This is a genomic window from Stutzerimonas stutzeri (genome assembly GCF_000952685.1).
Classification (GTDB): domain Bacteria; phylum Pseudomonadota; class Gammaproteobacteria; order Pseudomonadales; family Pseudomonadaceae; genus Stutzerimonas; species Stutzerimonas stutzeri_E.
The window spans coordinates 125,273-140,255 of sequence record NZ_JYHV01000007.1 but is presented as its reverse complement, the minus strand read 5'-3'; the positions used below and the strand labels follow the sequence as shown (position 1 = coordinate 140,255).

13 protein-coding genes are annotated in these 14,983 nt (G+C 61.2%); 10 read left to right on the top strand and 3 right to left on the bottom strand.

What is annotated here, in order from left to right:
- Positions 1-17: 17 nt before the first annotated feature.
- On the top strand, positions 18-1,031 hold the full coding sequence (locus tag UF78_RS02820) for an alpha/beta hydrolase family protein (protein WP_045160544.1): 1,014 nt from the start codon (positions 18-20) through the stop codon (positions 1,029-1,031).
- Between the two features lie 30 nt (positions 1,032-1,061).
- Here the strand turns inward: UF78_RS02820 and UF78_RS02815 are convergent, their stop codons facing one another.
- The 3 genes from UF78_RS02815 to UF78_RS02805 are packed head-to-tail and all read right to left on the bottom strand — an operon-like array spanning position 1,062 to position 3,523.
- Entirely contained in the window at positions 1,062-1,832 is a 771-nt protein-coding gene (locus UF78_RS02815) for a DnaJ domain-containing protein (protein WP_045160543.1), read from the bottom strand.
- Positions 1,833-2,504, bottom strand: coding sequence for an N-acetylmuramate alpha-1-phosphate uridylyltransferase MurU (gene murU, locus UF78_RS02810; RefSeq protein WP_045160542.1), 672 nt, complete (start codon positions 2,502-2,504; stop codon positions 1,833-1,835).
- Positions 2,501-3,523, bottom strand: a complete 1,023-nt coding sequence (locus UF78_RS02805) for an aminoglycoside phosphotransferase family protein (RefSeq protein ID WP_045160541.1) — start codon at positions 3,521-3,523, stop codon at positions 2,501-2,503. The genes murU and UF78_RS02805 overlap by 4 nt, the downstream gene beginning before the upstream one ends.
- A 131-nt stretch (positions 3,524-3,654) precedes the next feature.
- Between UF78_RS02805 and UF78_RS02800 the strand changes: the two genes are divergently transcribed.
- The 9 genes from UF78_RS02800 to UF78_RS02760 all read left to right on the top strand — a co-directional run bounded on the left by UF78_RS02800 (position 3,655) and on the right by UF78_RS02760 (position 14,978).
- Positions 3,655-6,438 carry an LPS-assembly protein LptD gene (locus tag UF78_RS02800; protein WP_045160540.1) on the top strand — a complete coding sequence of 928 codons (2,784 nt, stop codon included), beginning with the start codon at positions 3,655-3,657 and terminating at the stop codon, positions 6,436-6,438.
- Positions 6,419-7,726, top strand: a complete 1,308-nt coding sequence (locus UF78_RS02795; protein WP_045160580.1) for a peptidylprolyl isomerase — start codon at positions 6,419-6,421, stop codon at positions 7,724-7,726. The genes UF78_RS02800 and UF78_RS02795 overlap by 20 nt, the downstream gene beginning before the upstream one ends.
- A gap of 80 nt (positions 7,727-7,806) precedes the next feature.
- Positions 7,807-8,787: a 4-hydroxythreonine-4-phosphate dehydrogenase PdxA gene (gene pdxA / locus UF78_RS02790; protein WP_045160539.1), complete on the top strand. Its 981-nt coding sequence runs from the start codon at positions 7,807-7,809 to the stop codon at positions 8,785-8,787.
- A gap of 248 nt (positions 8,788-9,035) precedes the next feature.
- Positions 9,036-9,845 (top strand): 16S rRNA (adenine(1518)-N(6)/adenine(1519)-N(6))-dimethyltransferase RsmA, encoded by an 810-nt coding sequence (gene rsmA / locus UF78_RS02785; RefSeq protein ID WP_045160579.1) that lies wholly within the window; start codon positions 9,036-9,038, stop codon positions 9,843-9,845.
- Between the two features lie 26 nt (positions 9,846-9,871).
- Entirely contained in the window at positions 9,872-10,255 is a 384-nt protein-coding gene (gene apaG / locus UF78_RS02780) for a Co2+/Mg2+ efflux protein ApaG (protein ID WP_045160538.1), read from the top strand.
- The gene (locus UF78_RS02775; protein ID WP_045160537.1) at positions 10,252-11,076 is read left to right on the top strand and encodes a symmetrical bis(5'-nucleosyl)-tetraphosphatase; all 825 of its coding nucleotides are present in this window, start codon (positions 10,252-10,254) and stop codon (positions 11,074-11,076) included. The genes apaG and UF78_RS02775 overlap by 4 nt, the downstream gene beginning before the upstream one ends.
- Complete coding sequence (gene glpE, locus UF78_RS02770) at positions 11,069-11,398, top strand: thiosulfate sulfurtransferase GlpE (RefSeq protein ID WP_045160536.1); 330 nt, start codon at positions 11,069-11,071, stop codon at positions 11,396-11,398. Before UF78_RS02775 ends, glpE begins: the two co-directional genes overlap by 8 nt.
- A 271-nt stretch (positions 11,399-11,669) precedes the next feature.
- On the top strand, positions 11,670-13,592 hold the full coding sequence (locus tag UF78_RS02765; RefSeq protein ID WP_045160535.1) for a PrkA family serine protein kinase: 1,923 nt from the start codon (positions 11,670-11,672) through the stop codon (positions 13,590-13,592).
- A gap of 114 nt (positions 13,593-13,706) precedes the next feature.
- Positions 13,707-14,978: a YeaH/YhbH family protein gene (locus UF78_RS02760; protein ID WP_045160534.1), complete on the top strand. Its 1,272-nt coding sequence runs from the start codon at positions 13,707-13,709 to the stop codon at positions 14,976-14,978.
- The last annotated feature ends 5 nt before the right edge of the window (positions 14,979-14,983 follow it).

Below are 14,983 nucleotides of genomic sequence, written 5' to 3'. Positions count from 1 at the left end.
GACATCAAGGAAATCCAATGCCTCGTTTTCGAGATTCACTGCGGTGGGTCGTCCTCCTGTCCGCGACCTTGACGGCTCTGACGACCTCCGCAGCGGATGAGCCGGCCACGACGGAACCCACTCCCGCGCCGATTCCAGCCGAGCGACCTAAGCTGCCGCCACGCAGCGACACGATGGCAGCGGACCTGCTGCGCCAGCTGCCCAACAGCGAATTCGTCAACCTAAAGGCCGGCAGCAAGGATTTCATCGCGCTCTGGCGACCGGCCAATGTCGGCGAACCCAAGGGGATCATCATCCTCTTGCCCGGAGAGGGAGAGACGGCTGACTGGCCGCGCGGCATCGGCCCGCTGCGTCGCGGTCTGCCCGATTACGGTTGGCACACTCTGAGTCTCAGCCTGCCAGACTCACCCAACCTGATCCCACTGGCAGGCGCGAAAGAGCCGACAAAACCACCAGCCGAGCCCGCCGAAGCGGAACCACCTCAGCCCACGGACGAACAAACACCCAGTGAGGCCGGGTACCTTCCAGAAGAAACGGCAGCGCTGCCGGATGAGTCTCCGACGGATGACGCAGCGGCGGGCGAGCCCACCGAGCCGCCACCAGCGGAGGCTACCCAGACCGAGCAGATCGCTGAACGTATCGAGGCGGCTCTCGCCTTTGCGCGCAGCAAGCAACCGGCGACCATCGTGTTCCTCGGCCATGGCACCGGTAGCTATTGGGCGGCGCGCTATCTCCAGCAGCTGGCGCCGGCCGATGTCCGGCGTCTACTGGTCATCCAGCCGCGCCAACCCGAAGGACAGGATGAGCCGCTTGCGCGCCTGGTCCCGGCGCTCAAGCTGGCAACGGGGGACTTCTATTACAAGGACGATATCGGTCAGCGTTCGGCGGCACGCGAACGGCTCAACGCAAGCCGTCGAAACAAGCACCCTGCTTATCTGCAAGTCGGATTGCAGCGGTTGACTGGCGATTCAAAAATCGAGCAGGAGCAGCTTCTGCGCCGGATTCGCGGCTGGCTGGCCAAGCAGACGTAGCGGCCCGATGCCCAGCACATCAGTGCGGCCTCAGCGAAAGCCGCGCCGCTCGCGGATCAAGGTATAGGCATTGTGCAACTCACGGGTTCGCTCGGTCGCTTCACGGACCTGCAGCGCCGTCGCGCCGGCACCGGCTTGCTTGTCCGGATGATGCTTGCTGAGCAATCGACGGTAGGCACGCTTGATCGCCTGAGGCTCGCTGTCTGCGCGCACGCCAAGCAGTCGCAGAGCTTGTTCATAGGCGCCACCGAGGTTGCTCGGCGCCCCCTGGCGCCGCCCACCGCTTGGATCCAGCGCCGCAATGGCTGCTGAATCCCAGCCCATCCATCGCCCCCAGAGCATCACCAGTTCGTGTTCACGCGCGTCGATCTGCCCCTGCGCCCGGGCCATCCGCCAGCAGGCCTGAAGCACCCCCTTTGCCTCGTCGTGGCGCCCCTTGAGGCGCTGCAGTGGATCGCGCAATCCCTGCCCACTGGACTTGCCCCGGTAGAACGCATCGATGGCGAGGCGCTGCGCCGCCGGGTTCAGACGTCGCCGCTGCATTTCTTGGCGCGCGGCCTGGATATGTGCCTCGCTGATTCGCCCACTAGTCTTGGCCAGGCGGCCGAGCAGGAAAAACAGCAATTCGTCGCCCTGCATCAGGGTTCTGTCGCCGCTCATCCTCTCGCGCAGCCTGGCCCAGGAATTCAGCCCGAGCCGGCGATCGAGCACTTGCCCGAGCAGTGCGCCAAGCAGCGCTCCCGGAATACTTGCGATCAGCCAGCCGATCAGCGCACCCAATAGCGTAATGGGCCAGAACATTCAGCGCTGCGCCTCCAGAATTGCCTCGACTTCGGCCAGGCGTTCGTGGGTGCCGACATCGACCCAGCGCCCGTTGTAATGCTCACCACTGACCTGGCCGGCCGCCATCGCCTGACGCAGCAGCGGCGCGAGCTTGAATGCACCGGCGCTGCAGTCTTCGAACAGCCGCGGGTGCAGCACGGCGATGCCGCTGTAGGTGAAGGTTGCAGCCGGCGCATCGGCTTCGATGACCCGGTCGCCGACCAACACGAAATCACCGGCCGGATGATGCGGCGGATTGCTCACCAGCACCAGATGCGCAAGCCCCACCAGTGGCTGCGCCAGGCCCGCAAAATCGTAGTCGGTCCAGATATCGCCATTGACCACCACAAACGGCTGATCGCCCAACAACGGCAGCGCGCGATGGACCCCGCCTCCGGTTTCGAGCGGCTCACCCTCAGCCGAATATTGAATGCGCACGCCGAACCGATCCCCCGCTCCCAGGTATGCCTCGATCTGCTCGCCCAGCCAGGCATGATTGATCACCAGTTCGGTGATGCCCGCCCTGGCCAGCGCACGCACGTGGTGCTCGATCAGCGGCACTCCACCCGCCCGCACCAGCGGCTTGGGTGTATGCAAGGTCAGCGGCCGCAGACGCTCGCCTTTTCCCGCCGCAAGAATCATTGCCTTCATGGTTGTACCTTCGCGTGCGGCAGGCCCTGCAGCAGCGCGCTCAGTTCAGCCAGTTCCGGGCGGCGCGCGGTCACCGTCTCGATGTAGGCGAAGAAACGTGGCACGTCGGCCAGATAGCGCGGTTTGCCGTCGCGATGGCAGATCCGCGCAAAGATGCCGATGACCTTCAGGTGTCGCTGCAGTCCCATCAGGTCACTGGCACGCTGGAATTCATCGAACCGGGGCTGGACCGGAACGCCCGCAGCGCGCGCGGCGTCCCAGTAACCCTGCAGCCAACCCTGTACCCGCTCCTCCGGCCAGCTGAGGAAGGCATCCTTGAACAACGAGGTGATGTCGTAAGTCACCGGGCCGATGACCGCATCCTGGAAATCCAATACACCAGGGTTCGGCTTGCTGATCATCAGGTTGCGTGGCATGTAGTCGCGATGCACCAGCACCTTTGGCTGCGCCAATGCCGAGTCGATCAGCAGTCGGCAGGTCCGTTCCCAGACCTCCAGTTCGGCGGCGCTGAAACGATGGTCCAGGTGGCGCTGCACATACCACTCCGGAAACAGCTGTAGCTCACGGCGCAGCAGGGCTTCGTCATAGCCCGGCAGCGATGCCGCCAGCGGCTGGGTCTGAAAGGCGAGCAAGGCGTGGATGGCGTCGGCGAACAAGTCGTCGGCGTTGGTTTCGTCGATGACATCGAGATAGGTTTGCCGCCCCAGGTCGCTCAGCAGCAGGAATCCTCGTTGCAGATCCTGGGCGAGAATCGCCGGCACGTTCACGCCCGCCCCGGCCAGCAGCTCCGCCATCGCAACGAACGGCTGGCAGTTTTCCTGTGGCGGCGGCGCGTCCATCAAGATGAAGCTGCGCCCCTGCGCCTCCCAGCGAAAATAGCGACGAAAACTGGCGTCGCTGCTGGCCGGAACCAGTGCCACCTCGGGTACGCTACCCCAACCTTTGCGCTCGAAAAGCTCGCGCAGCTGGGGTTCTAGCCAGGCGCTCAGGTCCTGCAGACGTTGATCGTGTTGCGGCATATCAGTGCTCTCCACGGCGCTAGCCGATAGGCGGGTCATGCTTTATTATCCAGCATCTTTTTCAGCCCATCGAGAGGCGTGCGGCCCAGCCCGGCCGATGGCTCGCCGCAAGCACGGACCCAAAAAACAAGATGGCAGTCAAATATCCCGCTTTTCGTAAAAAATTCCCCCTACTGGTTACCGGCGGCTTGCTCGCATTGCAACCCGTAGCGACTCCTCTTGTAATCGCAGCCGAGCAGTTTGCCTGCCAGCCTGGTGCGGGTGGAGGCTGGAGCTGCACCTCCGATGCCGCCAACCCCGAGCTGCCGCCTCGTCCCGTTCATCGCGGTAGCGCTGCGAGCGACACCGCCAGCGCTACACAACCGCGCAGCAGCAAGGGTGAACCCCAGGTAGCCACCACCAAGTTGGTGACCGAGAGCAAAGGTCGCGCGCTGGCCTCGCGCAGCGCTGATTACAGCCACTTGGACTGGGTCCCGCGTGACCAGCTGACCAATGCGCAACTGGCCGAGACCGGCCCCTATTGTGCCGGTACTTATGTTGAACCGAACCGTCCTGGTCGGTTCGATGAGACCCCGATGAGCGACGCGCCGACTTACGTCTCGGCGAAAGCGACGCGCTACGAACAACAGCAGGAGGTCGCGACGCTGGCCGGTGACGTGGTGTTGCGTCAAGGCAGCATCCAGGCCGAATCCGACGAAGCCAGCCTGTATCAGTTGGAGAACCGCGGCGAGCTGAAAGGCAACGTTCGTCTGCGTGATCGCGGCGCGCTCATGGTCGGCGACCGCGCCGAACTCTTCCTCGATACCGGTGAAGCCCAGGTCGAGAACGCTGAATACGTGGTCCATGAAGGCAAAGTCCGCGGCAGCGCGCAGTACGCCAAGCGCACCGAAGACGCCATCATCCGCCTCAAGGACGGGACCTACACCCGCTGTGAACCAGGCGACAACGACTGGTATCTGCAAGGCAACAACGTCACCTTGAACCCAGCGACCGGCTTTGGCTCGGCGACCAACGTGACGCTCCGGGTCAAGGGCGTCCCGGTGTTCTACACGCCTTACATTTATTTTCCGATCGACGATCGCCGCCAATCCGGCTTCCTCGCACCCAGCATCAGCTCATCCAGCGATACCGGGCTGTCATTGATCACGCCCTATTATTTCAACCTGGCGCCGAACTTCGACGCCACGCTCTATCCGAACTATATGACCGATCGCGGCCTGTTGATGGAGGGCGAGTTCCGCTACCTGACCCGCAGCAGCGAAGGGCAGTTCGGCGCGGCTTATCTGGATGACAGTAACGACGATCGCGAGCTCCAGTCCGAATACGAAGATCAGCGCTGGATGTACAGCTGGCAGCACCGGACCGGCCTGGATCGTCGCTGGCTGGCAGAAGTCGACTATACCGACATCAGCGATCCGTATTATTTCCAGGATCTGGACACCCAGCTGGGCATTGATCAGCCAGACCACCTCGACCAGCGTGGCACCCTGAGCTATCGCGGCGAAACTTACACCGCTCGCCTGAACGTGCACGCTTACGAACGCGCCACCATTGCCGACGTCACGCCTTATGAACGCCTGCCTCAGCTGACGCTCAATGGCGCGCTGCCGTTCCAGCCAGGGGGTTTGCGCTTCGCCTACAACACCGAATTCGTGAGTTTCCAGCGCAGCTTGCGCGACGGATTTTTCACTGACGAGGATGGCAACACCGGTCTGCCGGAGCATCGTTGGTACGACGATCGCCTGCGAGGCCTGGCCCGTGCCGAAGGCGAGCGTCTGCATCTGGAACCGGGCGTCAGCCTGCCGCTCGACTGGACTTGGGGCTTCGTCAAGCCTTCGCTCAAGTACGCTTATACCCAATACGATCTGGACCTTGACGCGCGTGGCAGGCAAACCCTGGCAGCCTACGAATCGTTCGACCAGTCACAGAACCGCAGCGTGCCGATCTTCAGTGTCGACAGCGGCCTCTATTTCGATCGTGACACCCAGTGGTTCGGCAAGGACTATCGTCAGAGCCTCGAGCCGCGGCTGTTCTATCTCTATGTGCCGGAAGAGGACCAGGACGACATTCCGATCTTCGACACTGGCGAAAGCACCTTCAGCTACTCCTCGCTGTGGCGTGACAATCGGTTCTCCGGTAAAGACCGCATCGGTGACGCCAACCAGGTATCGCTTGGCGTGACCAATCGCTGGATCGAACCGAACGGGTTCGAGCGCCAGCGCCTGAGCATCGGCCAGGCCTTCTACTTCGAAGACCGCAAGGTCCAGCTGCGCGGCATCGACTATCGCACGCGTTCCAATGCGACCTCGTCGGTATCGCCTTATGCCCTGGAATACATGTACCGCTACAACCGGGACTGGCGCTTCACGTCCACCTTCAACTGGGACCCGGATACTCACAGCACCCGTTCCGGCAGCGCGATGTGGCACTACCAGCCGGCCGACAATCCGAACAAGATCGTCAATATTGGCTACCGCTACCGCAACGACACCGTCCGTTTCGACCAGGCCACGGGTCTGTGGACCTACGGCGGTGACTACGGCACGCCGGGAACACCCGAATACATCAAGGACTACTACAAGATCAACCAGCACGACATTTCCACCATCTGGCCGATCCTGCCACAGTGGAGCGTGATCGCACGCTGGCAGCATGACTACAGCCGCAACCGTACCCTGGAAGCCTTTGGTGGTTTCGAGTACGACAGCTGCTGCTGGAAGCTGCGTCTGATCAACCGCTACTGGATCGATTACGACGAAACCAGTCTCAACCCATCGCAGAACGACGAGCCGGACAACGGCATCTTCCTGCAAATCGTCCTCAAGGGACTCGGCGGCGTCTTCGGCAGCTCGACCGAGACATTCCTCGACGAAGGCATACAAGGTTACCGTGAACGTGAAGATCAAGCTTTCTGATTACCTGCGCCCACTGCTGGTGGGCGCGTTCTTGCTAGGCAATGCCACGCTCGTCGCCTCGGCCGGCGCCGAGGTGCGCGCACTCGACCGTATCGTCGCCATCGTCGATAACGACGTCATCATGCAGAGCCAATTGGACCAGCGCATTCGCGAGGTCGAGCAGACAATCGAGAAGCGCGGCGCCGAAATGCCCCCGCGCGACGTCATGCAGCAGCAGGTGCTCGAGCGCCTGATCACCGAGAACCTCCAGCTGCAAATCGGTGAGCGCTCAGGCATCCGCATCTCGGATGAAGAGCTCAACCAGGCCATGGCCACCATCGCCCAGCGCAACAACATGAGCCTCGACCAGTTCCGCGCCGCCCTCGAGCGCGACGGGCTGAGCCTGGACACCGCCCGCGAGCAGATTCGCCGGGAGATGGTCATCAGCCGCGTGCGTCAACGCCGCATTGCCGAGCGTGTTCAAGTGTCTAACCAGGAAGTGGAAAACTTTCTGGCATCGGACCTGGGCAAGCTGCAGCTTTCGGAGGAATACCGACTGGCCAACATCCTGATTCCCGTGCCGGAATCAGCCGACTCAGCTGCCATCCAGGCCGCGGAGAAAACCGCCCGGGATACTTACGAACAACTGCAGAATGGAGCGGACTTCGCCAAGCTGGCGGTGTCTCGTTCCGCCAGCGAGAACGCACTGGAGGGCGGCGACATGGGCTGGCGCAAAGCCGCTCAGCTGCCTCCGCCGTTCGACACCGAAGTCAGAGCCATGAACGTCGGTGACTTCACCCAACCGGTCCGCACGCCACCAGGGTTCATTCTGCTCAAAGTGTTGGACAAGCGCGGCGGCGATACCCAGGTACGCGACGAGGTCCATGTCCGTCATATCCTGATCAAGCCGAGCCAGATCCGCAGCGAAGAGGAAAGCCGTCGCCTGGTAGAGCGCCTGCGCGATCGTATACTGGCTGGCGAGAGCTTCGCCGAACTGGCAAAAAATTTCTCTGAAGATCCGGGCTCGGCGCTCAACGGTGGCGACCTGAACTGGATCGATCCGAGTTCGCTGGTCCCCGAGTTCCGCGAAGTCATGGCTAACACCCCGAATGGCCAGCTGTCCGAACCCTTCAAGAGCCCTTTTGGCTGGCATATCCTTGAGGTGCTTGGGCGCCGCGCCACCGACTCCAGCGAGGAGTTCCGCGAGCAACAGGCGTTGTCACTGCTGCGCAACCGCAAATATGAAGAAGAGCTGCAAGCCTGGCTGCGCCAGATACGCGATGAGGCCTACGTCGAAATCAAGATCTGATACCGACTGGGTCGGTGCACGCCACAGCGGGCCTGCCAATTTGGCCGGCCCGTTTTTTTTACCTCTGAAGGCAGATCGACATGACCGTCAAACGCTTCGCCCTGACCCCCGGCGAGCCCGCCGGCATCGGTCCCGACCTCTGCCTGTTGCTCGCGCGCGACAGTCAGCCTCACGTCCTGATCGCCATCGCCAGCATTGAGCTGATGCGTACCCGCTCTACCGAGCTAGGGCTGAACATCACGCTGATCGAGGTGACACCCCTGCACTGGCCGGACCAGCCGGCACCAGCGGGCAGTCTGTATGTCTGGGATACACCTCTGGCCTCTGCCGCAACCAGCGGTCAGCTCAGCCCGACCAACGCCCACTACGTGCTTACCACCCTGCAACGCGCCGGAAAAGGCTGCCTAGATGGCAGTTTCGCCGGGATGATCACCGCGCCAGTGCACAAGGGGGTCATCAACGAGGCGGGTATTCCATTCTCTGGGCACACCGAGTTTCTGGCGGAGCTGACAAGCACTGAGCAGGTGGTGATGATGCTCGCCACCCACGGGCTGCGGGTCGCACTGGTGACCACGCATCTCCCGCTCAAGGAAGTCGCTGACGCCATCACTTCCGAGCGCCTGCAGCGCGTGACACGCATTCTGCACAGCGATCTGGTGGAGAAGTTCGGCATCGCCCATCCCCGTATTCTGGTCTGCGGGCTCAACCCTCACGCTGGCGAGGGCGGGCATCTGGGTCGCGAAGAAATCGAAATCATCGAGCCGACCCTGGAAGCGCTTCGTCGCGAGGGGCTCGACCTGATCGGCCCGCTGCCCGCCGACACTCTGTTCACCCCCAAGCACCTCGATCACTGCGATGCAGTGCTGGCGATGTATCACGACCAGGGATTGCCGGTACTCAAATACAAGGGCTTCGGTGCGGCCGTCAATGTCACCCTCGGTCTGCCGATCGTACGGACTTCGGTCGATCACGGTACTGCGCTGGATCTCGCCGGCACCGGCCGAATCGATACCGGCAGCCTGCAGGTGGCGCTGGAAACGGCCTATCAGATGGCTAGATAGCTGGAAGCTCGGTATGGCGAATAGCTCTATGATGCTGTTCGACGCCTGTCGATGATTCACGCCCCAGCGATGCCAGGTGGATATGAACGTAACATCCGCCCTATTCCACTTGGCCAACGCGGGGTCGATCGCATTCACCGAGCATGGGTTCGAGGCGACGCAAAAAGCGACAGCCACCCCAGCCTGTTAAACTGCGCACCTTTCGCTTCAAGCTTCCTGCTTCAAGCTGCTCCTGGGTACTGCTGTCCATGTCCGAGAACTATCAACACCGCGCGCGAAAGCGCTTCGGTCAGAACTTTCTTCACGATGCTGGCGTGATTCATCGCATCCTGCGCGCCATCCATGCCAAGCAGGGTGAGCGCATGGTGGAGATTGGACCGGGCCAGGGCGCCCTGACCGAAGGCCTGCTCGACAGTGGCGCACACTTGGACGTGGTCGAACTGGACCTGGACCTTATCCCGATCCTCCAGCAGAAATTCGCCTACCGAGACAATTTCTCACTGCATCAGGGCGATGCTTTGAAGTTCGATTTCGCGAAGCTGAGCCGGGAACCGGCGAGTTTGCGCATCGTCGGTAATCTGCCTTACAACATCTCCACACCGCTGATCTTTCATCTGCTCGACCACGCCGCGCTGATCCGCGACATGCATTTCATGCTGCAGAAGGAGGTGGTCGAACGGCTCGCAGCGCAGCCAGGTGGTGGCGACTGGGGACGCCTGTCGATCATGGTGCAGTACCACTGTCGCGTCGAACATCTGTTCAACGTCGGCCCCGGCGCCTTCAACCCAGCGCCGAAGGTGGAATCGGCCATCGTGCGCCTGGTGCCGCATGAGGTACTGCCGCATCCGGCGCGCGACCATCGCCAGCTGGAAACCGTGGTTCGCCAGGCCTTCAATCAGCGTCGCAAGACGCTACGCAATACACTCAAAGGCCTGCTCGATGCAGACGCGATCGCCGCGGCCGATGTCGATGGCAGCCTGCGCCCGGAACAGCTGGATCTCGCGGCGTTCGTAAGATTGTCAGATCAACTTTCCGCCCACAGCTGCGCCCGCGTCTGAAGGCGACCCCATCCGCAGGAGACCCCATGCCTGAAGACCAGCGCTACCGGATCGACGTCAGCGTCAGCCCAACCTACCTCGCCGACCAGTCGCAGCCGGAACAAAACCGTTATGCCTTTGCCTACAGGGTAACGATCGAAAACAAGGGCCAGCTCATTGCCCAGCTACTGTCTCGCCACTGGATCATTACCGATGGTGACGGTCAGGTGCAGGAAGTGCGCGGTGCCGGCGTCGTCGGCGAACAGCCGGTGATCGCACCGGGTCAGCGTCACGTCTATACCAGCGGCACGCTGATGACGTCCCGCGTCGGCACCATGCAGGGCAGCTACCAGATGCTCGCCGAAGACGGACACCGCTTCGAAGCCGAGATCGCCCCCTTCCGGCTGGCCGTTCCCGGAGCCTTGCATTGACTACCTATGCTGTCGGCGACCTGCAAGGTTGCCTCGAACCCCTCAGATGCCTGCTGCAGCAGGTCGACTTCAGCCCCTCTCGCGACTGTCTTTGGCTCGCCGGGGATCTGGTCAACCGCGGTCCGCAATCGCTCGAAGCACTGCGTTTCGTACGCGATCTGGGTAGTTCGGGCGTCACGGTGCTGGGCAATCACGATCTGCATCTGCTGGCCGTTGCGCACAATGTCGAGCGGCTGAAAAGATCCGACACGCTCCAGCCGATCCTCGATGCACCCGACCGAGCCGACCTGATCGACTGGCTGCGTCAACAGAAGCTGATCCATCACGATACCGGGCGGGAAACGACCATGGTCCATGCCGGCATCCCGCCGCAATGGACGCTGGCGAAGGCCCTGAGGCGAGCCTCCGAGGTGGAACAGGCATTGCGCGATGACGCCATGCTGCCGCCCTTCCTCGACGGCATGTACGGCAACCAGCCCGCCAAATGGAACAAGGAACTGCACGGCGTGCCGCGGCTGCGCCTGATCACCAACTATTTCACCCGTATGCGCTTCTGCAAAGCCGACGGTACGCTCGACTTGCAAGCCAAGGAAGGACTCGACTCGGCCCCACCGGGCTTCGCGCCCTGGTTCAGCCATCCCACTCGCAAGACCCGTGGCTGCAAGATCATCTTCGGCCATTGGGCTGCACTGGAAGGTCACTGCGACGAGCCCAATGTGTATGCACTGGATACCGGTTGCGTGTGGGGCAACACCATGACTCTAATGAATCTAGACAGCGGAGAAATGCACCGCTGCGATTGCGAGGCGACCCATGACTGACTTCAAACGCATCTCACCGGAGCAGGCCCAGGCGCTGCGCAACAATGGCGGTGTGATCGTCGATATTCGCGACGCGCACAGCTACACCAGCGGTCATATCACCGGCTCGACACATCTCGACAATCAATCCTTGCCGGACTTCATTGCGGCCGCTGATCTCGACCACCCGCTCGTCGTCACCTGCTACCACGGCCACTCCAGCCAGAGTGCCGCCGCCTACCTGATCAACCAGGGCTTCTCCGACGTCTACAGCCTCGACGGCGGCTTCGAGCTGTGGCGCCAGACTTTTCCACAGGACGTCGAGCAAGGCGATCCACAGTAAAAAAACATCGGCCCCGAACGCCGCGCATGGCGCGGCCTTGCGCGGCCAATCCGACGAAACGCAGCGGTAAAAACGTCTCTCTTCCCTTGAATTTGCTGAATCCGAACTATCCTTCAGTTCAGGCCATCCAAACAAATGAAAGCCGTGTACCGGCTACCGGGCCTCAGGTTTTCGACCATTAGGTGTTCGGGGGGACTCCAAGGCCGACAAGTCGGCCGCACCTGAATGCCTGATGACAACACCGGCTCCGAGCATCGTCCGAGGTGAAGTCATGAGCATTTTCAGCCATTTCCAGCAACGATTCGAAGCAACTCGCCAGGAGGAATATTCGCTTCAGGAATACCTCGACCTGTGCAAGGAAGACCGGGGTACCTACGCTACGGCGGCCGAGCGCCTGCTGATGGCGATCGGCGAGCCCGAACTGATCGACACCTCGACTGACCCGCGACTGTCGCGGATCTTTTCCAACAAGGTGATCCGTCGCTATCCCGCGTTCGAGGATTTCCACGGGATGGAAGACTGCATCGATCAGATCGTGTCCTATTTCCGGCATGCCGCGCAGGGGCTGGAAGAGAAGAAGCAGATTCTCTACTTGCTCGGCCCGGTGGGCGGCGGCAAGTCCTCTCTCGCCGAAAAGCTCAAACAGCTCATGGAGCGCGTACCCTTCTATGCGATCAAGGGCTCGCCGGTGTTCGAGTCGCCCCTGGGGCTGTTCAACCCGGCTGAAGATGCACAGATCCTTGAGGAGGACTACGGCATTCCGCGTCGCTACCTCAGCTCGATCATGTCACCCTGGGCGACCAAGCGCCTGCAGGAATTCGGCGGCGACATCAGCCAGTTCCGTGTGGTCAAGCTTTATCCCTCTATTCTCAATCAGATCGCCATTGCCAAGACCGAGCCCGGTGACGAGAACAACCAGGACATTTCCGCCCTGGTGGGCAAGGTGGATATCCGCAAGCTGGAGGAATTCCCACAGAACGATGCCGACGCGTACAGCTACTCGGGCGCCCTCTGCCGTGCCAACCAGGGCATGATGGAGTTCGTCGAGATGTTCAAAGCGCCGATCAAGGTGCTGCATCCGCTGCTGACCGCGACCCAGGAAGGCAACTACAACAGCACCGAAGGCCTCGGCGCGATTCCCTACAACGGCATCCTGCTGGCCCACTCCAACGAGTCGGAGTGGCACACCTTCCGCAACAACAAAAACAACGAAGCCTTCATCGACCGCATCTACATCGTCAAGGTGCCGTACTGCCTGCGGGTCACCGACGAGATCAAGATTTACGACAAACTGCTGTTCAATAGCTCGCTATCCAAAGCCCATTGCGCGCCCGACACGCTGAAAATGTTGGCGCAGTTCTCGGTGCTGAGCCGGCTGAAGGAGCCGGAAAACTCCAACATCTACTCGAAGATGCGGGTCTACGATGGCGAAAACCTCAAGGACACCGACCCCAAGGCCAAGTCGATCCAGGAATACCGTGACACCGCCGGTGTCGACGAGGGCATGAACGGGCTCTCGACCCGTTTCGCCTTCAAGATCCTGTCCAAGGTATTCAACTTCGATCCGCACGAGATCGCCGCCAACCCGGTGCACCTGCTCTATGTGCTGGAACAGCAGATCGAGCAGGAACAGTTCCCTGCCGAGGTGCGCGAGCGCTACCTGCGCTTCATCAAGGAATACCTGGCGCCGCGCTACGTGGACTTCATCGGCAAGGAAATCCAGACCGCCTATCTGGAGTCTTACAGCGAGTACGGCCAGAACATTTTCGACCGTTACGTGCTGTATGCCGATTTCTGGATTCAGGACCAAGAGTACCGCGACCCCGAAACCGGCGAAATTCTCAACCGGGCTGCACTCAACGAAGAATTGGAGAAGATCGAGAAACCAGCTGGCATCAGCAATCCGAAGGATTTCCGCAACGAGATCGTCAATTTCGTACTGCGTGCTCGCGCCAACAACAACGGCAAGAATCCATCCTGGCTCAGCTACGAGAAACTGCGGGTAGTGATCGAGAAGAAGATGTTCTCCAACACCGAGGACTTGCTACCGGTCATCAGCTTCAACGCCAAAGCCAGCAAGGAGGATCAGAAGAAGCACAACGATTTCGTCGTGCGCATGGTCGAACGCGGCTATACCGAAAAACAGGTACGCCTGCTATCGGAATGGTATCTGCGGGTACGTAAATCGCAGTGAGAGCAGCCGGAGCTGGATGGCTGAACGCCGGAAGCACAAGCAAAGCGTGCGCTTGCGGCGTTGTTGGCGCTTCCAGCCTCTGGCTTCCCGCTTGAAGCTGCCCCGGAGGGGCCTATGAGTTACGTGATCGACCGCCGTCTGAACGGCAAGAACAAAAGCACAGTGAATCGCCAACGATTCCTGCAGCGATACCGAGGACACATCAAGAAGGCCGTGGAGGAGGCCGTGGGTCGTCGCTCCATCACCGACATGGAGCACGGCGAGCAGATCAGCATTCCTGGTCGTGACATCGATGAGCCGATACTCCACCACGGTCGCGGCGGGAAGCAGACCATCGTGCATCCCGGCAACAAGGAATTCGTCGCCGGTGAACGCATCCCCCGACCGCAGGGTGGCGGCGCAGGCCAGGGCGCAGGCAAGGCCAGCAACAGTGGCGAAGGCATGGATGACTTCGTGTTTCAGATTACCCAGGAGGAATTTCTCGACTTCATGTTCGAGGACCTGGAGCTGCCCAATCTGGTCAAACGCCACCTGACCGGCACCGACACCTTCAAGACGGTCCGCGCCGGCATCAGCAACGAAGGCAATCCGTCGCGTATCAATATCGTGCGCACGCTGCGCTCGGCCCATGCGCGCCGCATCGCGCTGTCGGGCAGCAGTCGCGCCAAACTGCGTGAGGTGAAGGCCGAACTGGCACGCCTGAAGCTCGAAGAGCCTGCCAATTTCACCGACATCCAGGCCGCCGAGGAAGAAATAGAGCGGCTCAGCGCACGCATTCACCGTGTTCCGTTTCTCGACACCTTCGACCTCAAGTACAACCTGCTGGTCAAGCACCCCAACCCCAGTTCCAAGGCGGTGATGTTCTGTCTGATGGACGTGTCCGGCTCCATGACCCAGGCCACCAAGGACATCGCCAAGCGCTTCTTCATCCTTCTTTATCTGTTCCTCAAGCGGAACTACGACAAGATCGACGTGGTGTTCATCCGCCACCACACCAGCGCCAAAGAGGTCGACGAGGAGGAATTCTTCTACTCGCGGGAAACCGGCGGCACCATCGTCTCCAGCGCATTGAAAATGATGCAGGAGATCATGGCCGAGCGTTATCCGGCTAACGAGTGGAACATCTACGCCGCGCAGGCTTCGGACGGCGATAACTGGAACGACGATTCGCCGATCTGCAGAGACATCCTGGTCAACCAGATCATGCCGTTCGTCCAGTATTTCACCTATGTCGAAATCACCCCTCGCGAACATCAGGCGCTGTGGTACGAATATAACCAGGTGGCCGAAGCCTTCGGTGACTCGTTCGCCCAGCAGCAACTGGTGACCGCGGGAGACATCTATCCGGTGTTTCGCGAGCTTTTCCAGCGGCGCATGGCTAGCTGAGGTAC

Bases quoted from the DNA above. Each gene is read 5' to 3' on its own strand.
- UF78_RS02820 (WP_045160544.1), top strand. From the start codon at position 18: ATGCCTCGTTTTCGAGATTCACTGCGGTGGGTCGTCCTCCTGTCCGCG.
- UF78_RS02815 (WP_045160543.1), bottom strand. From the start codon at position 1,832: ATGTTCTGGCCCATTACGCTATTGGGTGCGCTGATCGGCTGGCTGATC.
- murU (WP_045160542.1), bottom strand. From the start codon at position 2,504: ATGAAGGCAATGATTCTTGCGGCGGGAAAAGGCGAGCGTCTGCGGCCG.
- UF78_RS02805 (WP_045160541.1), bottom strand. From the start codon at position 3,523: ATGCCGCAACACGATCAACGTCTGCAGGACCTGAGCGCCTGGCTAGAA.
- UF78_RS02800 (WP_045160540.1), top strand. From the start codon at position 3,655: ATGGCAGTCAAATATCCCGCTTTTCGTAAAAAATTCCCCCTACTGGTT.
- pdxA (WP_045160539.1), top strand. From the start codon at position 7,807: ATGACCGTCAAACGCTTCGCCCTGACCCCCGGCGAGCCCGCCGGCATC.
- rsmA (WP_045160579.1), top strand. From the start codon at position 9,036: ATGTCCGAGAACTATCAACACCGCGCGCGAAAGCGCTTCGGTCAGAAC.
- apaG (WP_045160538.1), top strand. From the start codon at position 9,872: ATGCCTGAAGACCAGCGCTACCGGATCGACGTCAGCGTCAGCCCAACC.
- glpE (WP_045160536.1), top strand. From the start codon at position 11,069: ATGACTGACTTCAAACGCATCTCACCGGAGCAGGCCCAGGCGCTGCGC.
- UF78_RS02765 (WP_045160535.1), top strand. From the start codon at position 11,670: ATGAGCATTTTCAGCCATTTCCAGCAACGATTCGAAGCAACTCGCCAG.
- UF78_RS02760 (WP_045160534.1), top strand. From the start codon at position 13,707: ATGAGTTACGTGATCGACCGCCGTCTGAACGGCAAGAACAAAAGCACA.